The 23,825-nt window shown below is 72.3% G+C and carries 19 protein-coding genes; 14 read left to right on the top strand and 5 right to left on the bottom strand.

Annotated elements, in window-relative coordinates:
• Positions 1 to 13: 13 nt before the first annotated feature.
• Positions 14 to 2,632 carry a DEAD/DEAH box helicase gene (locus IEY99_RS22595; protein ID WP_229799104.1) on the bottom strand — a complete coding sequence of 873 codons (2,619 nt, stop codon included), beginning with the start codon at positions 2,630 to 2,632 and terminating at the stop codon, positions 14 to 16.
• Between the two features lie 140 nt (positions 2,633 to 2,772).
• Between IEY99_RS22595 and IEY99_RS22590 the strand changes: the two genes are divergently transcribed.
• From IEY99_RS22590 to topA, 6 genes are all read left to right on the top strand, one after another.
• Positions 2,773 to 3,144, top strand: coding sequence for an STAS domain-containing protein (locus IEY99_RS22590; RefSeq protein ID WP_189206031.1), 372 nt, complete (start codon positions 2,773 to 2,775; stop codon positions 3,142 to 3,144).
• Entirely contained in the window at positions 3,141 to 3,581 is a 441-nt protein-coding gene (locus IEY99_RS22585) for an ATP-binding protein (RefSeq protein WP_189206030.1), read from the top strand. The genes IEY99_RS22590 and IEY99_RS22585 overlap by 4 nt, the downstream gene beginning before the upstream one ends.
• Positions 3,582 to 4,308: 727 nt before the next feature.
• The gene (locus IEY99_RS22580) at positions 4,309 to 6,675 is read left to right on the top strand and encodes a sodium-translocating pyrophosphatase (protein WP_189206029.1); all 2,367 of its coding nucleotides are present in this window, start codon (positions 4,309 to 4,311) and stop codon (positions 6,673 to 6,675) included.
• A 73-nt stretch (positions 6,676 to 6,748) separates the two neighbouring features.
• Positions 6,749 to 7,279, top strand: a complete 531-nt coding sequence (locus IEY99_RS22575; RefSeq protein WP_189206028.1) for a hypothetical protein — start codon at positions 6,749 to 6,751, stop codon at positions 7,277 to 7,279.
• A 2-nt stretch (positions 7,280 to 7,281) separates the two neighbouring features.
• On the top strand, positions 7,282 to 7,995 hold the full coding sequence (locus IEY99_RS22570) for a hypothetical protein (protein ID WP_189206027.1): 714 nt from the start codon (positions 7,282 to 7,284) through the stop codon (positions 7,993 to 7,995).
• A gap of 199 nt (positions 7,996 to 8,194) precedes the next feature.
• Positions 8,195 to 11,020, top strand: a complete 2,826-nt coding sequence (gene topA / locus IEY99_RS22565) for a type I DNA topoisomerase (RefSeq protein ID WP_189206026.1) — start codon at positions 8,195 to 8,197, stop codon at positions 11,018 to 11,020.
• A 4-nt stretch (positions 11,021 to 11,024) separates the two neighbouring features.
• On the opposite strand, the gene IEY99_RS22560 is transcribed toward topA, so the two are convergent.
• Complete coding sequence (locus tag IEY99_RS22560) at positions 11,025 to 12,338, bottom strand: D-arabinono-1,4-lactone oxidase (RefSeq protein WP_189206025.1); 1,314 nt, start codon at positions 12,336 to 12,338, stop codon at positions 11,025 to 11,027.
• Positions 12,339 to 12,555: 217 nt separating this feature from the next.
• Between IEY99_RS22560 and IEY99_RS22555 the strand changes: the two genes are divergently transcribed.
• A complete protein-coding gene (locus IEY99_RS22555; RefSeq protein ID WP_189206024.1) occupies positions 12,556 to 13,185 on the top strand; it encodes a TetR/AcrR family transcriptional regulator in 630 nt (209 codons plus the stop codon).
• A gap of 4 nt (positions 13,186 to 13,189) precedes the next feature.
• Here the strand turns inward: IEY99_RS22555 and IEY99_RS22550 are convergent, their stop codons facing one another.
• Positions 13,190 to 14,395: an amino acid deaminase/aldolase gene (locus IEY99_RS22550; protein ID WP_189206023.1), complete on the bottom strand. Its 1,206-nt coding sequence runs from the start codon at positions 14,393 to 14,395 to the stop codon at positions 13,190 to 13,192.
• Between the two features lie 242 nt (positions 14,396 to 14,637).
• Between IEY99_RS22550 and tmk the strand changes: the two genes are divergently transcribed.
• From tmk to IEY99_RS22525, 5 genes are all read left to right on the top strand, one after another.
• On the top strand, positions 14,638 to 16,956 hold the full coding sequence (tmk, locus tag IEY99_RS22545) for a dTMP kinase (RefSeq protein WP_229799162.1): 2,319 nt from the start codon (positions 14,638 to 14,640) through the stop codon (positions 16,954 to 16,956).
• Positions 16,953 to 18,146, top strand: coding sequence for a DNA polymerase III subunit delta' (locus IEY99_RS22540; RefSeq protein WP_189206021.1), 1,194 nt, complete (start codon positions 16,953 to 16,955; stop codon positions 18,144 to 18,146). Before tmk ends, IEY99_RS22540 begins: the two co-directional genes overlap by 4 nt.
• 103 nt (positions 18,147 to 18,249) lie before the next feature.
• Entirely contained in the window at positions 18,250 to 18,576 is a 327-nt protein-coding gene (locus IEY99_RS22535; protein WP_189206020.1) for a YbaB/EbfC family nucleoid-associated protein, read from the top strand.
• Entirely contained in the window at positions 18,576 to 18,872 is a 297-nt protein-coding gene (locus tag IEY99_RS22530) for a type VII secretion target (protein ID WP_189206019.1), read from the top strand. Before IEY99_RS22535 ends, IEY99_RS22530 begins: the two co-directional genes overlap by 1 nt.
• On the top strand, positions 18,872 to 19,489 hold the full coding sequence (locus IEY99_RS22525) for a hypothetical protein (protein ID WP_189206018.1): 618 nt from the start codon (positions 18,872 to 18,874) through the stop codon (positions 19,487 to 19,489). Before IEY99_RS22530 ends, IEY99_RS22525 begins: the two co-directional genes overlap by 1 nt.
• Before the next feature lie 166 nt (positions 19,490 to 19,655).
• Here IEY99_RS22525 and IEY99_RS22520 read toward each other — a convergent pair whose 3' ends face one another.
• Entirely contained in the window at positions 19,656 to 21,206 is a 1,551-nt protein-coding gene (locus tag IEY99_RS22520; RefSeq protein ID WP_189206017.1) for a hypothetical protein, read from the bottom strand.
• A 215-nt stretch (positions 21,207 to 21,421) separates the two neighbouring features.
• On the opposite strand from IEY99_RS22520, the gene IEY99_RS22515 reads away from it, so the two are divergent.
• Entirely contained in the window at positions 21,422 to 22,264 is an 843-nt protein-coding gene (locus IEY99_RS22515) for a PSP1 domain-containing protein (protein ID WP_189206016.1), read from the top strand.
• 39 nt (positions 22,265 to 22,303) lie between these two features.
• Here the strand turns inward: IEY99_RS22515 and IEY99_RS22510 are convergent, their stop codons facing one another.
• Positions 22,304 to 22,849, bottom strand: coding sequence for a TIGR03086 family metal-binding protein (locus tag IEY99_RS22510; protein WP_189206015.1), 546 nt, complete (start codon positions 22,847 to 22,849; stop codon positions 22,304 to 22,306).
• Between the two features lie 38 nt (positions 22,850 to 22,887).
• On the opposite strand from IEY99_RS22510, the gene IEY99_RS22505 reads away from it, so the two are divergent.
• Positions 22,888 to 23,769, top strand: coding sequence for a helix-turn-helix domain-containing protein (locus IEY99_RS22505; RefSeq protein ID WP_189206014.1), 882 nt, complete (start codon positions 22,888 to 22,890; stop codon positions 23,767 to 23,769).
• The last annotated feature ends 56 nt before the right edge of the window (positions 23,770 to 23,825 follow it).

The following is a 23,825-nucleotide window of genomic DNA, read 5'->3' as shown; positions in this document are numbered from 1 at the left end:
GCAGGTCGTTCGACTACGGCTGGTCGGGCAGGGCGGCCAGCACCGCGCCGAGCACCGCGATCGCCTTCTTCTTGTCCAGGGGGTTGTTGCCGTTTCCGCATTTCGGGGACTGGACGCATGACGGGCAGCCTGTCTCGCACACGCAGGACGCGATCGCCTCACGGGTGGCGCGGAGCCATTCCGTCGCCGTTGCGTAGGCGCGTTCGGCGAAGCCCGCCCCGCCCGGGTGACCGTCGTAGACGAACACGGTCGGGCATTCGGTGTCCGCGTGGTTCGCCGTGGAGAGACCGCCGATGTCCCAGCGGTCGCACGTCGCCATCAACGGGAGGAGGCCGATCGCGGCGTGTTCCGCGGCGTGCAGGGCGCCGGGGACGTCGCCCGGTTCCACTCCGGCGGTCAGCAGCGCCTTCGGGGAGATCGTGAACCAGACGGCCACCGTACGCAGCCGGCGTGCCGGCAGGTCGAGGGGGCGGGTGTCGATCACCTCTCCCGTGCCGATGCGGCGGCGCTGGTACGAGACCACCTGGCTGGTCACGTCCACCTCGCCGAGGAACAGACCGACCGGGCCGGCGTCGACGTACTCGCGTACCGAGACCACCGAGAGGTCCGTCACGTCGCGGGCGTGGGTGGACCAGTCCGGTTCCTCGGCGTGCACCAGCGCGACGGCGTCGTCCAGGTCGAGGCCGTCGACCACATAGGAGGCGCCCTGATGGAGATACACCGCACCGGGATGGAGCATGACGTGGGAGGAACCCTGGTCCACCGTGCCGAGCAGGCGTCCGGTCGCCGACTCCACCACGGCGACCGGGGTGCCGCCGGTGCCGCGCAGGTCGACGTCCGGGCGGCCCTGATGGGTCCAGTACCAGCCGGTGGGGCGCTTGCGCAGCGCCCCCGACCGGGTCAGCGCGTCGACGGCCTCCGCTGCCACGGCGCCGCCGAACAGCGCGAGGTCCGAGGGGCGCAGGGCGGACTCCGCCGCCGCGCAGCACAGCTGGGGTCCGAGGACGTACGGGTTCGCCGGGTCCAGCACCGTGGCCTCGACCGGCCGGCCGAACAGCGCCTCCGGGTGGTGCACCAGGTAGGTGTCGAGCGGGTCGTCGCGGGCCACGAGCACGGCGAGCGCCTCGCCGCCGGTCCGGCCCGCCCGGCCCGCCTGCTGCCACAGCGAGGCGCGGGTGCCGGGATAGCCGCAGATCAGCACCGCGTCCAGGCCGACCAGATCCACGCCGAGCTCGAGCGCGTTGGTCGACGCCAGCGCCAGCAGCTCGCCCGACATGAGCGCCTGTTCGATCGCGCGGCGGTCCTCCTTGAGGTATCCCGCCCGGTATGCCGCCACCCGGTCGCCCAGGCCCGGCACCGCCTCGTCCAGGGAACGCCGGGCCATGGCCGCGACGACCTCCGCGGCCCGCCGCGACCGGACGAACGCCAGGGTCCGCGTGCCCGCCACCACCGCGTCGGCGAGCAGATCCGCCGTCTCGCTCAGCGCCGACCGCCGGGTGCGCGCCTCGGCGCCGGTCGCCGGCACAGCCGGCTGGCCGGGAAAGACCCGACCGGCGAGCGCGGCCGGTTGGCCTGGGATGTCCTGGTCGGCGAGCGCGGCCGGTTGGCCTGGGAACTCCCGCTGGGCGCGCGCGGCCGGTCGGCCGGGGGAGTTCCGGTCGGCGAGCGCAGCCGGCTGGCGAGGGAAGACCTGGCCGGCGGGCTCGGGCGAGCCGGGCTGCCGGGGTTCCGGGGCTACTGCCGGGGCCGGCGACGAGGTGGGGGAGAGACCTGCGGCCGGGGACGGGGATGGTTCGTCGCTGGGCAGTAGTGGCGGTTCCCACAGAGCGAAGGTCACCGCGCCGCGGGGTGAGGCGTCGTCGGTCACCGCCGTCACCGGCAGGCCGGTCAGGCGGGATGCGGCGTCGGCCGGGTCGCCCGAGGTGGCCGACGCCAGGACGAAGGTCGGCGAGCTGCCGTACTGCGCGGACAGGCGGCGGAGGCGGCGCAGGACGTGCGCCACGTGGGAGCCGAACACGCCTCGATAGCTGTGACACTCGTCGATCACGACGTACGCGAGGCGGCGCAGGAAGGGGGCCCACTTGGCGTGACCCGGCAGTAACGCGTGGTGGAGCATGTCGGGGTTGGTGAGGACGAAGCGGGAGTGCTGGCGGACCCACTCACGCTCCTCGCGAGGCGTGTCTCCGTCGTATGTGGCCGGCCGCACGCCGTCGATGCCGAGCCGGACGAGGGCCCGCAGCTGGTCCGCGGCGAGGGCCTTGGTCGGCGACAGGTACAGCACCGTCGCGCGCGGGTCGTCGAGCAAACGGCTCAATGCCGGCATCTGGTACGCGAGCGACTTGCCGGACGCCGTACCCGTGGCGAGGACGACGTGCCGCCCGGCATGGGCGAGCGATGCCGCGGCGGCCTGGTGTTCCCAGGGCTGGAAGCCGTACGCGTCGCGGAGAGTCGGCGGCACCCAGGACGGCCACGGCACGGTCCGTCCGCTGCGTGCCGGCACGTGCTCGACGTGGGTGATCGGCGAGTCCTCGGCGGACGAGCGTCGCGCCCGCAGCCGGTGCAGCAGTTCCGCGGGCCCGAGCGCGTAGAGTGCGCCGCGCGCGGCCGGAATGCCCGGGACTGTCGTGGTCACGTCCTGCACTGTGACATCGGTATGCCCGAACCTCAAACGGGTACGACGGTGGGTGCCCACGCGTCGGGGGATGACAGTCGGTGGTTAGATTCGCTGGGGAGATCGGCTGCCTGAGGGCTTGCTCGGAGGGAGGAGGACCGATGGAGCTTTCGCTGACGACCCGGACCGTCGGCGAGCACACGGTGCTCGACGTCGGCGGTGAGGTCGACGTGTACACCGCCCCGCGGCTGCGGGAGCGCCTGGTCGAGCTGGTCGACGGCGGCTCCCGGCACGTGGTGGTGGATCTGGGCCGCGTCGAGTTCCTGGATTCCACCGGCCTCGGCGTGCTGGTCGGCGCCCTGAAGCGGCTGCGTGCCGCGCACGGCACCTTCGGGCTGGTCTGCGCCAAGGAGCCGCTGCTCAAGATCTTCCGGATCACCGCGCTCGACCAGGTGTTCCCGATCCATCCCTCGGTCGAGGCGGCGACCTCGACGTCGCCCGGCGATCGCGACGACAACCCCCCGGCAGCGTGATGGCGACGGTACGGCTGTCGTTCTCCCCGGCGCCGGTGCACGTGCGCACGGCGCGACTGGTCGGCGTGGCGGTGGCTCGGCGCGCGGGGGTCGCCGAGGACCTGCTCGACGAGGTGCGCCTGGCCATCGGCGAGGCGTGCACCCGGGCGGTGGCCCTGCACAACCAGTACGGCCTGCCCGACCTCGTCATGGTGGAAATGTCCGACTCGGACTTCTACACCGTGCGGGTGATCGACCGCGCGCCGATCGAGGCGAGCGTCGGCCTGGCCAAGCTGCCGCCGGACGAGCTCGCCGACGAGTCGCTGACCGACGAGGCGCTGACCACCGGCGTGGGCTTCGCGCTGCTGGCCGGCTTCGTCGACGACCTCCAGGTCCGCCCGGTCGACGACGGCGCGGGCACCGAGGTCCGCATGGTCTGGCCGGTCACCCGCCGCTAGACCCCGGCGCCGAGGACCGCGTGGGTCCGGCCGTCACCCGGCACGACCAGCACGGCGGCGGCGAGCAGCGCCTCCACGGGAAGCCGCGGCCAGGCCGGCACCCGGGTCCTGGGGGAGCACCGCCGGCATCCTGGCGGAGATCTCAGCCACCGCGTGGAAACGTCACGAGCATCCTGGCGGAGGCATCAGCGGCCTCATGGAAGCGTCGCCAACAAGACTTCGGAGTGGCCAGCCTGCGGCGTCACAAGCAGCCTTCGAACGGCCCCGGCGCTCGAAGGCGCGAACACCCGGTCGGCCGCCGGGGCCGGCGGATGAGCGGCGAGGCCGCCGCTGTCAGCGACGCGCATGGGGCGCCGCCCCGGGCGGCTAAGTCCGAAACTTCCGACCAACTCGGACAAACCTCGGCCTGTCGCGTGCGCCCCGGCCCGCGACGGCACAAAATGGACATGCCATGGCGCGAGCGGCCGGAAACCGCAGGTCTGTCGCGGGGAGCCTAAAGGTTCACCGTCATCGATGCCAACCGCTAACACAGCGGTAAACATCACCACGACACGGCCGGATGCAGGTGTGACCATTGCCACGTCTGGCCGCTACAGTACGCCGGTACTCAGCTACTGCTCCCCGGTTCCGCGCCCCGCGGGACCGGCTCTGTCGTCTCCCCGTCGCGGGGATGCGCCCGGCAGTCTCGTCCGCTACCGGGTGCGGTCGGTCGTACAGGAGGACATTGATGTCCGGGACCTCTAGGAGCCTCGCCGCGGAAACCGGCGGGGTGTCCCTCAGCGGTGACAATGTCACATTCGTTATCGTCGCAGTGGTATTCGCGCTGGTCGCGCTGGCGTTCGCCGCCATGTTCGTGCAGTCGGTGCTGAAGACCGGGCGCGGCACCACCAACATGCAGGAGATCGCCGGCGCCGTGCAGGAGGGCGCGTCCGCCTATCTCTTCCGGCAGTTCAAGACCCTGGCGATCTTCGTCGTCATCGCCGTCGTGCTGCTGTTCCTGCTTCCGGTGCACGGCTCCGGTGACAACGAGACCACGGTGAAGATCGGCCGGTCGCTGTTCTTCATCGTGGGTGCCGTCTTCAGCTCGTTCATCGGCGGCGCCGGCATGGCGCTGGCGACCCGGGCGAACCTGCGGGTCGCCGCGGCGGCGGGCGAGTCGGGCGGCCGGGAGAAGGCGATGGGCATCGCCTTCCGCACCGGCGGCGTGGTGGGCTTCCTCACCGTGGGCCTGGGTCTGTTCGGCGCCGCGCTGGTCGTGTGGATCTACCGCGGCGACGCCCCGACCGTCCTCGAGGGCTTCGGCTTCGGCGCCGCCCTGCTCGCCATGTTCATGCGGGTCGGCGGCGGCATCTTCACCAAGGCCGCCGACGTCGGCGCCGACCTGGTCGGCAAGGTCGAGCAGGGCATCCCGGAGGACGACCCGCGCAACGCCGCGACGATCGCGGACAACGTGGGCGACAACGTCGGCGACTGCGCCGGCATGGCCGCCGACCTCTTCGAGTCGTACGCGGTCACGCTGGTCGCGGCCCTGATCCTGGGCCAGGCGGCGTTCGGTCAGGACGGCCTGATCTTCCCGCTGATCGTCTCCACGATCGGTGTCGTCATCGCCATCGTCGGCGTCTTCATCACCCGGCTGCGGGCCTCGGACCGCAACGGCCTGAGCGCCATCAACCGGGCGTTCTACATCTCCGCCGTGCTGTCGGCGGTCATCGTGGCGATCGTCAGCTTCATGTACCTGCCGGCCACGTTCGCCGGGTTCAAGGACGCGTCGCTGGACGCCGGGGTGCTCGCGAGCGGCCGCAACCCGCAGTGGGTGGCGATCGGCGCGGTCGTCATCGGCATCGTGCTGGCCGCCGCCATCCAGGCGCTGACCGGCTACTTCACCGAGGTCGAGCGGCGCCCGGTGCAGGACATCGGCAAGTCCTCGCAGACCGGCCCGGCCACGGTCGTGCTGGCCGGCATCAGCGTCGGCCTCGAGTCCGCCGTCTACTCGGCGCTGCTCATCGGTGCCGGCGTGTACGGGGCGTTCCTGCTCGGCGGCTCGTCGATCACCCTGTCGCTCTTCGCGGTCGCGCTCGCCGGCACCGGCCTGCTCACCACCGTGGGTGTCATCGTCGCGATGGACACGTTCGGGCCGATCTCGGACAACGCGCAGGGCATCGCCGAGATGTCCGGCGACGTCGACGAGCGGGGCGCGCAGATCCTGACCGAGCTGGACGCGGTCGGCAACACCACGAAGGCGATCACCAAGGGCATCGCGATCGCGACCGCCGTCCTCGCCGCGACGGCCCTGTTCGGGTCGTACACGAACACGCTGTCGACGTCGCTGGCCGACGCCGGCGTCGGTGCGGAGCGGATCGGCGCGGAGATCCTCGGCCTGCTGAACATCTCCAACCCGCGCAACCTGGTCGGCCTGCTGATCGGCGCCGCGGTGGTGTTCCTCTTCTCCGGACTCGCGATCAACGCGGTCTCCCGCTCGGCGGGCGCGGTCGTCATGGAGGTACGCCGCCAGTTCCGCGACTTCCCCGGCATCATGGACCGCACCCAGCGGCCCGAGTACGGCCGAGTGGTCGACATCTGCACCCGGGACGCCCAGCGTGAGCTGCTCACCCCGGGCTTGCTGGCGATCATGGCGCCGATCGCGGTCGGTTTCGGCCTGGGCGCGGGCGCGCTGGCCGCGTACCTCGCCGGGGCGATCGGGGCGGGCACGCTCATGGCGGTCTTCCTGGCCAACTCCGGTGGCGCGTGGGACAACGCCAAGAAGCTGGTCGAGGACGGCGCGTTCGGCGGCAAGGGCTCCGATGCCCACGCCGCGACCGTCATCGGCGACACGGTCGGCGACCCGTTCAAGGACACCGCCGGCCCGGCCATCAACCCGCTGATCAAGGTGATGAACCTGGTGTCGCTGCTGATCGCGCCCGCGGTCGTGGCGTGGAGCATCGGCACCGAGGAGAACACCCCGCTGCGGGTCGGCATCGCCGCCGTCGCCGCGCTGATCATCGTGGCCGCGGTGGTCTGGAGCAAGCGCAAGCCGATCTCCATGGGCGAGGAGGCCCCGGCCCCCGAGTCCACCCCGACGCGCGTCAGCGCCTGATCCGAAGTGGTCAGGAGGGCACCCGGCACTCGCCGGGTGCCCTCCGCCGTGCGTTGGCCGTACGCTGCAATCCATGCGCACGGCCCGCACCATCCCCCTACTCATCGTCTGTTCGCTCGTCGTGACGCTGGGTGCTTGTTCGAGCGGCCCCGCCCCCCGCGCCTGGGCCGCGTCCGTCTGCAAGGTGCTGGCCCCGTGGCGGACGGAGATAGGCAACCTCGCCGCCCGCACCCAGCAGCAGATGACCGCCGCGACGACGCCCGCGCAGGCCAAGGAGAACCTCATGCGGCTCTTCGGCGGCGCCGAGTCGGCGAGCGAGAAGGCCCGGGCCGGGGTGCAGCAGGCCGGCGTGCCGGACGTCGACCAGGGCAAACGGGTGGCGGAGAGCTTCACCGCCTCGCTGAGCGCGATGCGCGACGCGTACGGCCGGGCCAAGACCGGCATCGAGGCGCTCGCGACCAGCCCGTCGAAGGATTTCTACGACCGGGTCGGCACGGTCGTGGAGACGCTCAACACGGAATACAAGGCGAGCGAGCTGGACACCAGCAATCTGTCGTCGGTCGAGCTGCGGAAGGCGTTCGACGCCGTTCCGGAGTGCCGCTGACCATGGCCGAGCCCGGGTGGCCGCTGATTCCGCGCGAGGTGCTGCCCGCGCCGGTCCCGGCTGTCCGACCGCGGCCGCGTCGCGCGGCCACGCCCACGCCCGCGGGGCAGCAGCTCTCCGTCTTCGGGGTCGAGGCCGTCGACCCGTCGCTGGCCGACCTGGCGGGCCTGCTGACGGGTCCCGGCCGGCTGGGCCGGATGGGCGGTACGGCACGCGTGTCGGTCCGGGTCGACGCCGCCTGGCGGGTGCACGTCCTGGTGGGTGAGCTGGTCGGCCGCGGCCTGGTGGTCAACTGGCACCCCGTGCCGGAGCAACCTCGGGCGGAGCCGGTGGACGAGGAGGCCGGCGAGGAGGAGAAGGCCCGGACGGTCGCCTTCGACGTCGTCACCGCGTACAGCAGCCGCCTGAACGGCCTGGCCCGCAGCTGGCCGCCGCCGGGCGCGAAGATCTTCCTCAACGGGCCGAGGCTGCGGCTGTGGGTGGCCGCCGCCGGGGCACCGCGGCCGCAGGGGTACGCCCTCGGTCTGGATCCCGACGGGTCTCTTGACAGCGCGGTGCACGACGCATTGACGCGGATCGGTCTCGCGGGCACGATCCAGGCCGGTCCGGCGTACATGATCGCAGGTCGCAGGCGTCTCACCCGGCTCGCCGAGCTGATCGGCGAACGGCCCGCCGCGGCACCCGAACGGCTGTGGCCGGGCGGCGCCGCTGCGTGATCTTCCCCGATTGTGTGCGACATGACGGCATGTTCCCGGTGTACGGTGTCGCCGTCGGACGCGTGCGGTGGCCGGACCGTTACCATCCGACTTCTGTGTGCCTGGGGAATGTGAGCTGGTCCGGCGCGTTACGTTGAACGTCCGCGTGTCCGCCGTCCGCGACGGGCCGCGCCGAGTGAGTCCGAAGTTTGGGAGTGCCGTGCCGAGCAACGCCAGGACGACCCGTCTGGTCATCGTCGAGTCCCCGTCGAAGGCCAAGACGATCGCCGGCTACCTGGGGCCCGACTATTTCGTCGAGGCCTCCTTCGGTCATGTCCGCGACCTGCCGAAGAACGCCGACGAGGTCCCCGAGAAGTACAAGGGTGAGTCCTGGGCGCGGCTCGGCGTCGACGTGGACAACGGCTTCAGCCCGCTCTACGTGGTCTCCGCCGACCGCAAGCAGCAGATCGCCAAGCTGAAGCAGCTCGCCAAGGAAGTCGACGAGATCTTCCTCGCCACCGATGAGGACCGCGAGGGCGAGGCCATCGCCTGGCACCTGGTCGAGACGATCAAGCCCAAGGTCCCGGTCCGGCGGATGGTGTTCCACGAGATCACCCGCCCGGCCATCCAGGCGGCGGTCGCCAACCCGCGCGAGATCGACAAGGACCTGGTCGACGCCCAGGAGGCCCGGCGCATCCTCGACCGGCTGTACGGCTACGAGGTCAGCCCGGTGCTCTGGAAGAAGGTCATGCCGAAGCTCTCGGCGGGCCGGGTCCAGTCCGTCGCCACCCGGATCGTGGTCGAGCGCGAGCGCCAGCGGATGGCGTTCCGCACCGCGGAGTACTGGGACATCAACGCCCAGCTCGCCATCCAGGAGCAGGCCGAGGGGACGCGCTCGTTCTCCGCGACGCTGATCGCGCTCAACGGCGACCGCGTCGCGACCGGCAAGGACTTCGAGCCGACCACCGGACGGCTCAGGCCCGGAGCCGCGGTCGTGCACCTGGACGGCGACGGCGCCCGCGGGCTGGCCGCCCGCCTGGAGGACCGGCCGTTCACCGTCACCCGGGTCGAGGAGAAGCCGTACCGGCGCCGGCCGTACGCACCGTTCATCACCTCGACGCTGCAGCAGGAGGCCGCCCGCAAGCTGCGCATGTCGTCGGCCCAGACGATGCGGACCGCCCAGCGGCTGTACGAGAACGGGTACATCACCTATATGCGTACGGACTCGGTGAACCTGTCGGAGACGGCCATCGCGGCCGCCCGCCGGCAGATCGCCGAGCTCTACGGCGAGCGCAGCGTCCCGCCGGAGCCCCGCCGCTACACCGGCAAGGTCAAGAACGCGCAGGAGGCGCACGAGGCGATCCGGCCCGCCGGAGACGTCTTCCGCGCCCCGGGCGAGCTGGCCAACGAGCTCTCCGGCGACGAGTTCCGGCTCTACGAGCTGATCTGGCGGCGTACGGTCGCGTCCCAGATGACCGACGCGGTCGGGAACTCGGTCTCGGTGCGCATCCGGGCGGTCTCGACCGCCCAGGAGGAGGCCGACTTCGCCGCGACCGGCAAGACCATCACCGACCCCGGCTTCCTGCGCGCCTACGTCGAGTCGTCCGACGACGAGAACGCCGAGGCCGAGGACGCCGAGCGGCGCCTGCCCAACCTGGTCAAGGACCAGCCGCTGACCGCGGAGGAGCTGGCCGCGGTCGGCCACCACACCAGCCCGCCGGCCCGCTACACCGAGGCCTCGCTGGTCAAGGCGCTGGAGGAGCTGGGCATCGGCCGCCCGTCGACGTACTCGTCGATCATGCAAACCATCCAGGACCGCGGGTACGTGGAGAAGCGCGGCCAGGCGCTGATCCCGACCTTCATCGCGTTCGCGGTGATCGGCCTGATGGAGCAGCACTACCCGCGCCTGGTCGACTACAACTTCACCGCGGCGATGGAGAACGACCTCGACGGCATCGCCGGCGGCGAGAACGCCTCGCTGGACTTCCTCACCTCCTTCTACTTCGGCAGCCAGACGCCGGGCGCGGACGACGCCATCGCCAAGGCCGGCGGGCTGCGCAAGCTGGTCACCGAGAACCTCAGCGCCATCGACGCGCGGTCGATCAACTCGATCCCGCTCTTCGACGACGAGCAAGGGCGCAGGATCGTGGTGCGGGTCGGCCGGTACGGGCCGTACCTGCAGCGGCAGCACCCGGACGCCACCGAGGAGTCGCCGAACGACCGCGCGTCCATCCCGGACGGCGTCGCGCCCGACGAGCTGACCCCCGAGAAGGTCAGCGAGCTCTTCCTGGGCGGCGGCGGCGAGCGCAGCCTCGGCGACGACCCGGCGACCGGCGGCCCGGTGCTGCTCAAGTCCGGCCGCTTCGGCCCGTACGTGGAAAGCGGTGAGCGGCGCTCGTCGCTGTTCCGCACCCAGTCGCCGGAGACCCTGACCCTCGAGCAGGCGCTGCAGCTGCTGAGCCTGCCCCGCGTGGTGGGCAAGGACCCCGAGGGCGCCGAGATCGTCGCCAAGAACGGCAAGTTCGGCCCGTACGTGCAGCGCGGCACCGACTCCCGGTCGCTGCAGAGCGAGGAGCAGCTCTTCACCATCACGCTGGACGAGGCGCTCGCGCTGCTGGCAGCCCCGAAGACCCGCCAGCGCGGTGCCGCCAAGCCGCCGCTGCGCGAGATGGGCCCGGACCCGGTCACCCAGAAGCCTATGGTGATCAAGGACGGGCGGTTCGGCCCGTACGTCACCGACGGCGAGTACAACGCGTCGCTGCGGCGGGACCAGACGCCGGAGGAGCTGACCGTCGAGCAGGCGTCCGAGATGCTCGCGGAGAAGCGCGCCAAGGGCCCGGCCCCGAAGAAGAAGGCCGCCAAGAAGGCGGTCGCGAAGAAGGCCGCCGACGGCGCCGAACCGGCGAAGAAGGCCGCCGCCAAGAAGGCTCCGGCGAAGAAGGCGGCCGCGGCCAAGAAGGCGACGCCGGCGAAGAAGGCCACCCCGGCGAAGAAGGCGACCGCGCGCAAGGCGGCCCCCGCGAAGGCGGCCGCCACCACCGAGTAGGACCTCAGTTGCCGAGCACGCGATCCAGGTAGGCGTTGGTGAAGACCCGGCCTGGATCGAGCCGGTCGCGCACGGCGAGGAAGTCGTCGAACCTCGGGTACGCCCGGCGCAGCGACTCCGCGTCCCGGTAGTGCATCTTGCCCCAGTGCGGGCGGCCGCCCAGGGACTCGCACACCGCCTCGAAGGCCCGGAAGTACGGCTCGTACGGGCTGCCCGAGAACTGGTGGATCGCGATGTACGCGGAGTCGCGGCCGTACCCGTGGGAGAGCCAGATGTCGTCGGGCCCGGTGAAGCGCACCTCCACCGGGAACTGGATCTTGAACGGCAGGTCCTCGATGATCCGCGGGAGGGCGGACAGCGCCTCGGTGACGCATTCGCGGGGGAGCTCGTACTCCATCTCCACGAAGTGCACGCGGCGCGAGGTGCAGAACACGCGGTCGGACCGGTCGGTGAAGGTCCGGGCGGTCAGGGCCCGGGCCGCAAGCGCGTTCATCGGCGCGACGGCCGCCGGGATCTTCCGACCCACCTTGCAGACGCCCTGGAACAGGGTGTTGGACAGGAACTGCTCGTCCAGCCAGCTCCGGAAGCCCGACAGCGGCCGGTCCGACACCGGCACCTTGTTGTTGCGCTTGAGCTGCGCGCGGTCCGTGTACGGATACCAGTAGAACTCGAGGTGGTCGTTGGTGGCGATCTGCTCGTCCAGCCCGGCGAGCACCTCCGCCAGCGGCAGCGGCCGCTCGTCGGCGAGCAGGACGAAGGCCGGCACGCAGCGCAGGGTCACCTCGACGAGCACGCCCAGGGCGCCGATGCCGAGCCGGGCGGCCGGGAAGAGCTCGGACGACGAGTCGATGCGCAGGATCGCCCCCGAGCCGGTCACCAGGGTCACCGCCTCGACCACGGAGGCCAGGGTGGAGTGTGCCCGGCCGCTGCCGTGGGTACCGGTAGAGATGGCACCGGCGACCGTCTGGTGGTCGATGTCACCGAGATTGGGCATCGCCAGGCCGTGCTCGGCCAGCAGGGCGTTCAGCCGGAAGAGGGGCATACCGGCCTGAACCGTGACCAGGTCCCCGTCGATGGAGACCAGGTCGTTCAGCCGGTGCAGCACCATCCGCTGGTCGTCGGCGACCGCGATGCCGGTGAAGGAATGGCCGCTGCCGACCGCCTTGACCCGGCGCCCGGCGGCCGCGGCCTCGGTGACCAGGGCCGCCACCTCGTCGGCGGTGCCGGGAGCGAGGACGTCGACGGCGACGGACTCCTGGTTGCCGCCCCAGTTCCGCCAGCGACGGGAGGCGAGGGGAAGCACTTTGTCACTGGTCATTACGGTCCTGTCCTCCCGACGAGCGGACAGTCGCACAAAACCGGGGATGCTTCGCGTCCCCCGCGTCCCGTCGATGCGCCTCGCTCGTTGATCCGAGTAACGTTCGATTTGAGCGTTGTTCGCGACCTACCTTGACCCTGCACATGCGCAGGCTGAAGACGGCCTTCCCGCCGTCGCGAGCAATGCTCACGACACTGCTGAGAGGGAGTGGCGACGCGTGTCGACACCAACCGTCACCACCGGACCGCTGCGGCGGGTTCCGGTGCAGGGCAGAAGCGTTGCCCGGGTCCAGCGCATGCTCGACGCCTGCGCGGAACTGGTGGACGAGGTCGGGTACGAGGGCCTGACCACCACCCTGCTGGCCGAGCGGGCCGAGGTGGCCATCGGCTCGGTGTACCAGTTCTTCCCGGACAAGCGGGCCATCGTCCAGGCCCTTGCCATGCGCAACATGGACGCGTACCTGCAGAGTCTGTCGGCGCGCTTCGGCAACGAGACGTTCGCCCATTGGTGGGACGGCGTCGACGCGGCGATAGACGTCTACATCCACATGCACCGCAGCGTGCCGGGCTTCCGGACGCTGCACTTCGGCGACGTGGTGGACCTGCACCTGCTCGACGCCGAGCGGGACAACAACACGGTCATCGGCGACCGGATCGCCGAGCTGCTGGTGGACCAGTTCCAGCTGATGGACCTCGAGCGGCTGCGCTTCGCCCTGCTGATCGCGGTCGAGGCGGCGGACGCGCTGATCAAGCTCGCCTTCCGCCGCGACCCGGCCGGCGACGACGCCGTGCTCACCGAGGCCAAGGCGCTGATCCGCGAATACCTGCACCGCCACGTCCCCGCGTAACCGGTCAGCCGAGGAACGCATACCCCTCACCCCGGTACGTCGGGGCCGGCGTCGCGGTGTCGCCGTCGACGAGGTGCACCTCGTTGACGTGCTCGCACAGTTCGCCGGCCTTGGCGTGACGGAACCAGACCCGGTCGCCCGGGCGGAGCTGGTCGGCGACCGCGCCGATCAGCGGCGTCTGCACCTCGCCGGCGCCCTCGTCGGCACGGAACCGCAGCCCCTGCGGCAGCCACGGCGTCGGCTGCCGGGACGGCCCGGCCGGGCCCGAGGCGATCCAGCCGCCGCCGAGCACCGTGGCGATCCGCGGCGCCGGCCGCCGGACCACGGACAGCGCGAAGAAGGCGGCCGGAGCCGGCCGCCAGGCCCGGTACCCGTCGAAGAGGGTCGGCCCGAACAGCCCCGAGCCGGCCGCGATCTCGGTGATCGACGGGTCGGCGGCGGTGGCGGCCATGCTCCCGGTGCCGCCGCCGTTGACGAACTCCAGGTCGGCGTGCTCGCGCACCGCCCGGACCGCGGCCATCCGGCGTTTGAGCAGCTCCGGGAGGGACCGGCGCTGCATGAGCCGGATCGCCCGCGCGCGCAGCGCCTGCCCGGGCGGGTCGTCGCCGACGCCGGCGATGTGCGCCTCGTACGCCATCATCGCGACCAGCGTGAAGCCCGGCCGCGCGGCCAGCCGGCGGGCCAGCGCGCCGGCCTGCGCCGCGGAGTGCACGGGCGAGCGGCGTACGCCCACGTGCAGCGGGCCGGCGGGCCGCCACGACGCGTCCAGCTCCAGGCAGAGGCGTACCGGAGGGCGGCGGCCCGGCGCGGTGACCGCGTCGACGAGATCGAGGTGGCCGGGGTCGTCGACCATGATCGTGATGGCGGCGGCGAGCCGCGCGTCGGCGGTCAGCTCGGCGAGCGCCGTCCGGTCCACCGTCGGGTACGCCACCAGCACGTCGTCGGTGACTCCGGACCGGACCAGCCAGATCGCCTCGGGCAGCGTGTAGGCCATCACCCCGGACCAGCCCGGCCGCTGCAGCACCCGTTCGAGCAGGGCCCGGACCCGCACCGACTTGCTCGCCACCCGGATCGGCTTGCCGGCCGAGCGCAGGCTCAGCGCCGCGGCGTTGGCGTCGAACGCGGCCAGGTCGACCGCGGCCACCGGCGTCTCGAGGTGGGCCGTGGCCCGCTCCAGACGTTTCTGCTGAGCGCTGCGTTCGGCGATCACGCCAGCAACCTATCCGCTCGGCGGGCAATGCGAAATACCTTCATCTATCCGCCACCCGTACGAGCGCACCACGGCGACCGGCGTGCGCCCGTTAGAGTGCTTCGGGCAGTGACTACCTGGAGGTAAGGGTCATCGACACCGAAGCGAGCACGGCACGCAAGGACGCCGGCCCCGTGGACCTCTCCGGGATCGCGGCGCTGCGTTCCGTGCTGCGGATCCGCCCGTTCCGGCGGCTCTGGCTCGTGCTCAGCGTCGCCTCGTTCGGCGACTGGATCGGCATCCTCGCCACCGCCCTGTTCGCGGCGCAGCAGGTCACCGGCAGCGTCGCGCAGGGCAGCGCGTTCAGCAGCACGATCGCCATCCGCCTGGTCCCGGCTTTGATCCTGGGCCCGATCGCGGGCGTCATGGCCGACCGGTTCGACCGGCGCTACACCATGGTCATCTGCGACATCCTGCGCTTTCTGGTCTACGGGTCGATCCCGCTCGTGGCCCTGGTCAGCGACTCCGGCGGCCTCACGGTGACCTGGGCGGTGATCGCGACCTTCATCGGCGAGACGATCACCCTCATGTGGATCCCGGCCAAGGAGGCCGCGGTTCCCAACCTCATCCCGAAGGGCCGGCTCGAGGCCTCCAACCAGCTGTCGCTGATCACCACGTACGGCGTCACCCCGATCCTGGCCGCCCTGGTGCTCGCGGCCCTCGACGGCGTGGTCCGCGGTCCCATCGGCGGCCTGCCCAGCTGGGCCTCGCCGGTCCAGCTCGCCCTCTACATCAACGCGCTCTCCCGGGCCGCCACCGCGGCGGTGGTGTTCTTCGGCATCAAGGAGATCAGCGCCGGCCGTACCGAACGCCGGCAGAAGAACGCCGAGCAGAGCATGTTCCGGCAGTTCGTGGAGGGCTGGAAGTACATCGGCCGCACCCCGTTCGTCCGCGGCCTGGTGCTCGGCATCTTCGGCGCGTTCGCCGGCGCCGGCATCGTCGTCGGCACGGCCCGCTTCTTCACCGCCTCGCTCGGCGCCGGTGACGCGGCGTTCTACCTGCTCTTCGCGACCCTGTTCATCGGCCTCGCGATCGGCATCGGCGCGGGCCCGGCCATCGTCCGGGAGCTGTCCCGGCGCCGCTGGTTCGGCATCAGCCTGGTGCTCGCCAGCGGCGCGGTCGCCTTCCTCTCGGTCGCCTTCCACCTGTCCATGGCCCTGTTCGGTGCGCTCTTCGTCGGTGCCGGGGCGGGCATGGCGTTCCTCGCCGGCGTCACGCTGCTGGGCGGCCAGGTCGACGACGAGGTCCGCGGGCGGGTGTTCGCCGTCGTCCAGATCGGCGCACGGCTGGTCCTGCTGCTCGCCATCTCCCTCGCCGGTGTCCTGGTCGGCGTCGGCAGCTCCCGTACGGTCCGGCTGGGGGACCTTGCCGTCGACATCTCGTCGACCCGCGTGCTGCTGCTCGTCGCCGGCGTCGTCGGCGTGTGGACCGGCGTCGCCGCCTTCCGGCAGATGGACGACAAGCCCGGCGTGCCCGTCCTCGCCGACCTGCTCGGCGCGATCCGGGGGCGTCCGCTGTCGCCGGCCGAGCAGTTCACGCGTACGGGGATCTTCGTGGTCTTCGAGGGCGGCGAAGGCGCCGGCAAGTCCACCCAGGTCACCCGCCTGTCCGAGGAACTGCGCGCGGCCGGGCACGACGTCGTCGTCACCCGCGAGCCGGGCGCTACCGACGTCGGTGCGCGGATCCGCAGCCTGGTGCTCTCCCACGGGGAGGAGTCCGGCACCCCGTCCCCGCGCGCGGAGGCCCTGCTCTACGCCGCCGACCGGGCGCACCACGTCGCCACCGTCGTCCGCCCCGCGCTGGAGCGGGGCGCCGTGGTGATCAGCGACCGGTACGTCGACTCGTCGCTGGCCTATCAGGGCGCCGGGCGTACCCTGCCGGTCCAGGAGATCTCCTGGTTGTCGTCCTGGGCGACCGGCGGCCTCAAGCCGGACCTGGTCGTCCTGCTCGACGTCGACCCGGGCGTCGGGCTGAGCCGGGTCGACAGCCGGGGCCAGGGCACCGACCGCCTGGAGAGCGAGTCGCGTGCCTTCCACGAGCGGGTCCGGTACGCGTTCCTCGACCTCGCCTCGGCGGACCCGAAGCGCTACCTGGTGCTGGACGCGGCGCGGCCGGCCGACGAGATCGCCGCCGTGGTGGCCGCGCGGCTGAAGGCCCTGCTGGGCGTCGCGGAGGACGTGCCGTCGGACCCGGAGCCGACGATGGTGGTGCCGACCGGTGCGGATCCCGGGGAGACCATGGTCGTGCGGGCCGGCGCGACGCCGGGCCCGGAGCAGACGGTGGTCGTGCGGTCCGTGGGCGGCCCGGACGAGACGGCGGTCATCCTGCCGGCGGGGACGCCGTCCCCACCTCCCGCGGCGGACGCCACGCAGGTGGTGCCCTCGGCCGACGCCATCCAGGTCGTGCCCCCGGTGGACGCCACGCAGGTCGTGCCCTCGGCCGATGCGACGCAGGTGCTGCCGCGGGATGACGACGAGCCGGGTGGGCGGGCGCCGGGCGGCGAGCGAGAATCGACGCCATGAGTGTGTTCGCCGACCTGGTCGGGCAGGACGAGGCCGTCGAGACGCTGCGCCGGGCCGCCGCGGCCGCCGCCCGCATCGTGGCCGGCGACGCCGCCGGGGCCAACGGCGCCATGACCCACGCCTGGATCTTCACCGGTCCGCCCGGCTCCGGTCGCTCCGTCGCCGCCCGCGCCTTCGCGGCCGCCCTGCAGTGCGAGCGGGGCGGCACCGGGTGCGGCGAGTGCCACGGCTGCCACACCGCGCTCGGCGGCACCCACGCCGACATCCGGTTCGTCGTGCCCGAGGGCCTGTCGATCGGCGTCAACGAGATGCGGGCCCTGGTGCTGCGCGCCGGCAGCGCCCCGTCCGGCGGCCGCTGGCAGGCGGTGGTCATCGAGGACGCCGACCGGCTCACCGAGGCGGCCGGCAACGCGCTGCTGAAGGCGGTCGAGGAGCCGCCGCCCCGGACGGTGTTCCTGCTCTGCACCCCGTCCACGCACCCGGACGACATCTCGGTGACGATCCGGTCGCGCTGTCGCGTCGTACCGTTGCGGCAGCCGTCGGCCGAGGCCGTCGCGGAGGCTCTGGTACGCCGGGACGGCATCGCCCCCGACGTCGCGGCCTTCGTCGCCGCGGCCGCCCAGGGCCACGTGGGCCGCGCCCGGCGGCTCGCCAAGGACCCCGACGCCCGCAGCCGCCGCGAGGCGGTCCTCACCGTGCCGCGCAGGCTGACCGGCGTCGGTGCCTGTTTCGACGCGGCGTCGGCGCTGATCGAGGCGGCGGAGGCGGAAGCGGCGGCGGCCTTCGCGGAGACCGACAGCGCGGAGCGCGCCGCCCTCGAGCAGGCCCTCGGCGCCGGAGGCACCGGTCGGGGGGCGGCGGGCGCGATGCGCGGCGCCGCCGGCCAGCTCAAGGAGCTCGAGAAGCGTCAGAAGTCCCGGTTCACCCGCTCCCAGCGGGACGCGCTGGACCGGGCGCTGGTGGACCTGGCGGGCTTCTACCGCGACGTCCTGATCACCACGCTGCGGGCGCCGGTGGGCGTGGTCCACACGGACACGGCCGCGCAGTCGGCGGCGGCGGCCGGGAAGTGGACTCCCGAGAGCACGTTGCGGCGCCTCGAGGCGGTGCTCGCCTGCCGGGACGCCATCGAGCAGAACGTCAAGCCGAAGATCGCGGTGGAAGCGATGATGCTCAGCCTCTGGCGCGGCTAGTTATCCACAGCGGACGTCCACAGGGGATGCGCGGCGGTCGCCGGACCGGGTACGTTCGTGCCGTGACGCCACCAAGGCACCACGCCCCGTAAGGAGCCGACGGATGCCCCGCGAGATCGACGAAGCGTGGATCGACGAGGCGATCCAGCGCTACCGCCGCCTCGACGTGCTCCGCGCGGAGTTCGACAAGGCCGTCACGGCGCACGTGGTGTCGGTCCATTCGCCGGACGACACGGTGGAGGTCCTGGTCACGGCGGCCGGCGACATCGCCGACGTGCGGATCCGCGGCGACCTGCAGCACCGCGAGGCCGCGGAGCTGGCACGAGAGGTGCACGCGGTGGTCACCAACGCCAGGGAAGCGGCCCGCTGGGCGCGGGAGAAGCTTCACGACGAGATCTTCGGCGCCTTCCGGGCCCTGGGGGAGCGATGATGGAGCAGCTCGCGGACAACCTCGAAGCCGCCGCCGACGCGCTCACCACCGTGGACCGCTCGCTGAGCGCCTTCGGCGCGCCGCCGGGGTCGTTCGGTGCGGACGAGGCCGGCGTGCCGGGCCGGCTCGGGCAGCAACTGCACGACCATTGGCGGGCGGTGCTCGGCGCCCGCTCGCGGGAGGCGGCGGCCGCCGCGCAACGGCTGCTCGACCTCGCGGCCGACGTCCGTACCACGGCGGAGACCTACGGCGAGACCGACGACGAGACGGCCCGCCGTATCCGACGGGGGATCTGATGGACCGGCTCCGGCAGCTCCTCGACACCGCGGGCCCGCTCCTGCGCCGCGTCGACGCACTGCTCGACGGCGGCGGGGCGCCTGCCGGCCACGGGGTGTGGGCGCAGCTCCGGCGCGTGCGGCTGCTGTCCGGGGACGCGGCGCACGCGGTCGCCGCACTGCGCCCGGCCGACCTGGCCGACGCGGGCCCGGAGCTGCGTGCGGAGGCCCGCGCCTACGCGGCCCTGGCCGCATCGCTGCCCGCGCCGACCCAGTGGTCGGGATCGGCGGCGGAGGCCTTCGAAGACGCCCGCCGGCGAACGGCCTCCCATCTCAGCGGCGACGGCGACAGCCTGGGCGACCGCCTCCGAGCCTCGGCCGACCTCGCGGACGACCTGGTCGACTGGATGCGCACCACCCGGGAAGCGCTGGCGGCGGCCCTGGCGGACGTCCTGGGCTCCACCGAGGCGATCACAGTGTGCGCGGACGAGGTGGATCCGCTCTCGCCGACGCAGGCCGCCGCCGCGGCCGCCGTGGCGGAAACCGTCCTGCGCACCGTGGCCGACGCCTACGACCGCGCCGCCGATCTGCTGCACGCCTCGTCGGTGCTGGCGGAGCCCCTCCCGGAGGCCCACTGACGAGCGGGCCCCGGCGCTGCGCTTCCGGGCCCGGCGGGAGGCCATGACGACGTGCCGGCGCGGTTCTTGGTCGAGCCGCCCGCCGCTGCGCGTCCGGTGACGGGGGGCATCGGCCGGCCGCTGCGGCTCTTGCGTCGCGCGGGCGGCCAGCCGGATGCGGCTGTGGTCAGTCGCTGGACGAGCGGGATCGTCCGCGGGTGCCGAGGAACAGCGCGGCCGCGCCGGCGATCAGCAGTGCCACACCGCTGAGGGCGATCACGTCCACCCGCGGTCCCGTGATCGGCAGTCCCGCCCCGGCGCCCGCGGCCGCGCCCGACACCCCGCCGGTCGCCGACTCGGGCGCCACGGCGGCCGCCTCGAGCAACCCCATGTCGAAGGCGAGGGCGACGCTGTCGCCGTACCCGGGCTTGGTGCGGCGTTCGGACGAACCGCGCGCGACCGCCACGGAGAGCGCGGTCGCTCTCGCGGCGATGGCCCGCCCACGTGCGGCCTGCCGGACCTCGCCGAGCGAGATCCGCACCTTCGTCCCCGACTCGACCGAGGGCGCGGTCTCCCGGTCCGGCTGTTCCACGTCGGGCACGCCGGGCACCTCGGGCAGCGGCAGCGGCTTGCCGGAATTCAGCACCTGGCCGACGACCGGCAACTTGCCGACGAGGCCGGTGAGCTCGGATTCCTCCGGCTTCGTCCCGGGATCTCCGTCGACCTTGCCGTCGCTCTTGTCGTCGTCGTTCTTGTCGCCGCTGCTCTCGTCCTTGCCGTCGTCGACGGTGACCTCGATGGTGTCGCCGGCCGTGTCGAGCCGCTCGGTCCGGAAGCCGCGCCCGGACACCTCGACCACCGCGGGCACGTAGCGGATCTCCCCACCGTCCTTCATGGACATGCTGGCCCGCAACGACGGCGCCTTCACGATCTTCACGTGCACGGCGCCGTCCAGCAGGTCGAGGTCCCCGCCTCGCAACCCGGCCGCGGCCACGGTGGTCGCGGCCGCGCCGTGCCCCTCCAGCTTCGTCGTGCTCTCGCTCTCCACCTTCCCGGGTACGCGGGCGAGCCCCGCGATCCCGGCCTTGCGCAACCGCGCCGCGGCCCGGGTGACCTCGCCTTCCGTGGCGCCGCAGGCCATGCCGGCGTCCCACCGAGCATGCGTGGTGAGCCCGCCGGCGCCGAGACTGACCGGTCCGGCGTCGCCCGCCCTGGTCGCTCGCCGTGCCGCCTTCGCGTTGGTCGGCGGGGCCTGCTGGTACAAGACGTCGGACAGGCCCGCGGGCGTGCCCGCACCCGTCACGTCGATCATGCGAGCCACGGCCGCGGAGCTGACCTGTGCCTGGGCGACCAGCGCGGACTTGGCCTCGCCGACGTGCACCTCGTGGTCGTGGTCGCGCTTCGACCCGGCGGCGAGGTGGGTGAGCCGCAGGATCTGGCTCCCGGACTGCGCCGAGTACCGCTGCGCCTGCTCGCAGGGCGCGGGCGCGGCGTCCGCCGGCAGTGGCACGAACATCAGGGCGGCGACGCTGGCCACCCCGCCGACGACGAGAGCCCGTCGCCGGCGGGGCCGCATCCCGCCGGTGGATTTCGCGTCGCCGGCGGGCGAACCGCCGGTCGGCTTCGCGTGGGTGGCCGGCGAACCGCCGGCCGGTGACGGGTGGCCGGCGGCCGATCTCTCCGCGGCCGCCAGCTTGCCGAGTCGCCACCCCCTGGCAAACGTGACGATGGCGGGCACTCCGGTCGTCCCATGGTCGGTGCACGGGACGGGCCGGGCCGAAAATTCAAGATCATCCGTCACGGGTACGGCGCGCATCAAAAGTCCTCCCCCAAGGATCGCCGCGGCGAGCGGCTCTACGGGACTGCCCAACGAGGTTCGATGCGGGGGGTTGCGCGGATCTATGTACTTCTGTGCCGTTTCGCACGCCCGGTCCGTCGCCGTAGGCTGGGGGGATGGGCATGCTGTGCGCGGTCAGCTTCACCCGGTACGGCCGCCTCTACTACCTCGACCCGGGCGAGTTCTCGCCGAAGGTGGGCGACCGCGTGCTGGTCCCGACCGACGACGGGCCCGAGGTGGCGGAGTGCGTCTGGGCGGCGCAATGGGTCAGCGAGGACACCGACGGCTTCCCCAGGATCGCCGGGATCGCCGACGAGCACGACCTGCGCCGCGACGAACTCCTGAGAAAACGAAAGGCCGAGGCGAAGGTCGCGGCCAAGAAACTGATCAAGGCGCACGACCTGCCGATGAAGGTCGTCGCGGTGGACCACGTCATCGAGCAGGGAGGCACGGGGGGCAGCCGCACGACGATCTACTTCACGGCCCCGCACCGGGTCGACTTCCGCTCCCTCGTCCGCGACCTCGGCGCGACCCTGCACTGCCGCGTCGAGCTGCGCCAGCTCTCGGCCCGCGACTCGGCCCGCGTCCAGGGCGGCATCGGCTCCTGCGGCCGCGATCTCTGCTGCGCCACGTTCCTGACCGACTTCGAGCCGGTCACCATCCGCATGGCGAAGGACCAGGACCTACCCCTCAACCCCCTGCGCATCTCCGGCGCCTGCGGACGGCTGATGTGCTGCCTGAAGTACGAGCACCCGCTATACGCCCGTTTTGCGGAATCCGCCCCATCCGTCGGCTCTCGAGTAACGACACCTGAAGGCGACGGTCGAGTGGTCGCACACAGCGTCCCGAGAGATTCCGTGATCGTGCGGATGGACGCGGACGGTTCCCGATGCTCCTGCTCACGAGCTTCCGTCTGCGGGCCGAGACAGGCACATGAGGAGCGATACAGCGAAAGCTGAGCTGGTCGGTCGAGCCACCTGTCCGCACCCTCACGGGGTTCAGGCAACCCGGCCGAGACGTGCAAGAACCCGGATGGTGCGGTCGTCGGCGGTGGGCGTGATCGCCGGACGGCACATGCCGTCCATGTGCAGAGCCTCGCCGAAACTGTCGGCGCCCTGCTCGATGCGGTCGAGTTCGGCGTCAGTGAGGTCAGCGTCGAGCCCAGCGGCGCGAGCCAGGTCCCACCGGTGTACGTACATGTCCCACACGTAGAACTGCTCGAAAGTCGCCCCGATCGTCGTCGGGCCGAAGAACCAGTCGATGGTCCGGCCGACGTGGCCGTCATCGGCCAGGACATCGAGCACCCGACGGGTGTGCTCGTCCCACGCGGCAACCGGGTCGGTGTCGAAATCCGGCGCACCGCCTAGCTTCACGCCGTTCTTCGTCAGTGTCTCGGACTGGGTCTCGGCGAGATGCCTGACGACGTCCCGGGCGCTCCAGCCCGCACAGGGGGAGGGTTCGTCCCACGCCTGCGGCGGCACCATCTCGACGACGGCGGTCAATGGGCGGAGGGCGGTCGCATACTGCGTCGCGATGTCGGTCATGCGTGGGACCCTATGAGCATGGCTCTAGGTGGGACTTGATGAAACCCGACACCGACGCCGCCGCCGGCATCGATGTCGACGCGGAAATCGGCGTCGTCGTCAGCACGGTACGCCGTGGCCCGGCCGCACTGGCGCATCTGATGGGCCCGCCCGACGCCTATCACCGGACCTACCGGTACGCCGCCAGTGCTGACCTCACCGGTCTGCTGCGTCGGTTCTGGATTCCGGTCTGGTCCGTACCGCCGGGGAAAGAGGCGCCGCAGAGGGTGCTGCAGGACCCCGTCTGCCTGGTGGTGATCAGCGGCGACTACGCGCGCTTCTACGGGGTCGCGCCGGAGCTGTCGACGACGACGCTCGTGGGTGACGGATGGGCCGTCGGGCTGGTGCTGGCGCCGGCCGCGGGCTACAGGATCGCGGGTCCGGTCGGCGCCCTCAACGACCGCTACGTCGAGATCGAGGAGGTGCTCGGCGAAGCCGGGCGAGCCGTCGTCGACCGCGTGCGGCGCCTGATCGCACCGGACCCGCACGATCCGGCGGCCCACCGGGCCGCCATGGGCGCGTGCGAGGACACCTTGCGGCGCTTCCTGCCGCTCGACGCCGACGGCGAGCTCCTCAACGCCGTGGTCGCCGCGGTCGAGAACAGTCGGGAGCTGCTGCAGGTCGCGCAGATCTGCGAGCGGTTCAGCGTCGGCGAGCGAGCCCTGCAACGTCTCCTGCGCCGCCGTCTCGGGCTCACACCTAAGTGCCTCATCCAGCGCCGGCGTCTGCAGGAGGCCGCCGACCGGCTACACACGGAGAGCATCACTCAGGCCGAACTGGCCGCCGCTGTCGGCTACGCTGACCAGTCGCACATGATCCGGGACTTCTTGCACATCACGGGGACCACCCCCGGACAGTTCGTCGCGGCGCAGCGATCATGACATCCGCGAACGGCGCGACGGCGCGGACGGCCCCCGTCAGGCCCACGACGAGCAGT

Origin of the sequence: Couchioplanes azureus, from assembly GCF_014648355.1 — a bacterium.
GTDB classification, from domain to species: domain Bacteria; phylum Actinomycetota; class Actinomycetes; order Mycobacteriales; family Micromonosporaceae; genus Actinoplanes; species Actinoplanes azureus.
Note: the sequence above shows the minus strand (reverse complement) of the source record. Positions and strands in the feature narration are given on the sequence as shown.

What these genes read in the sequence shown, in the direction of transcription:
- IEY99_RS22580 (WP_189206029.1), top strand. Translation starts at nt 4,309, where the DNA reads ATGTCCGGGACCTCTAGGAGCCTCGCCGCGGAAACCGGCGGGGTGTCC.
- IEY99_RS22590 (WP_189206031.1), top strand. Translation starts at nt 2,773, where the DNA reads ATGGAGCTTTCGCTGACGACCCGGACCGTCGGCGAGCACACGGTGCTC.
- IEY99_RS22540 (WP_189206021.1), top strand. Translation starts at nt 16,953, where the DNA reads ATGAGTGTGTTCGCCGACCTGGTCGGGCAGGACGAGGCCGTCGAGACG.
- IEY99_RS22530 (WP_189206019.1), top strand. Translation starts at nt 18,576, where the DNA reads ATGGAGCAGCTCGCGGACAACCTCGAAGCCGCCGCCGACGCGCTCACC.
- IEY99_RS22515 (WP_189206016.1), top strand. Translation starts at nt 21,422, where the DNA reads ATGGGCATGCTGTGCGCGGTCAGCTTCACCCGGTACGGCCGCCTCTAC.
- IEY99_RS22535 (WP_189206020.1), top strand. Translation starts at nt 18,250, where the DNA reads ATGCCCCGCGAGATCGACGAAGCGTGGATCGACGAGGCGATCCAGCGC.
- IEY99_RS22570 (WP_189206027.1), top strand. Translation starts at nt 7,282, where the DNA reads ATGGCCGAGCCCGGGTGGCCGCTGATTCCGCGCGAGGTGCTGCCCGCG.
- IEY99_RS22510 (WP_189206015.1), bottom strand. Translation starts at nt 22,849, where the DNA reads ATGACCGACATCGCGACGCAGTATGCGACCGCCCTCCGCCCATTGACC.
- IEY99_RS22505 (WP_189206014.1), top strand. Translation starts at nt 22,888, where the DNA reads ATGAAACCCGACACCGACGCCGCCGCCGGCATCGATGTCGACGCGGAA.
- IEY99_RS22560 (WP_189206025.1), bottom strand. Translation starts at nt 12,338, where the DNA reads ATGACCAGTGACAAAGTGCTTCCCCTCGCCTCCCGTCGCTGGCGGAAC.
- IEY99_RS22525 (WP_189206018.1), top strand. Translation starts at nt 18,872, where the DNA reads ATGGACCGGCTCCGGCAGCTCCTCGACACCGCGGGCCCGCTCCTGCGC.
- IEY99_RS22575 (WP_189206028.1), top strand. Translation starts at nt 6,749, where the DNA reads ATGCGCACGGCCCGCACCATCCCCCTACTCATCGTCTGTTCGCTCGTC.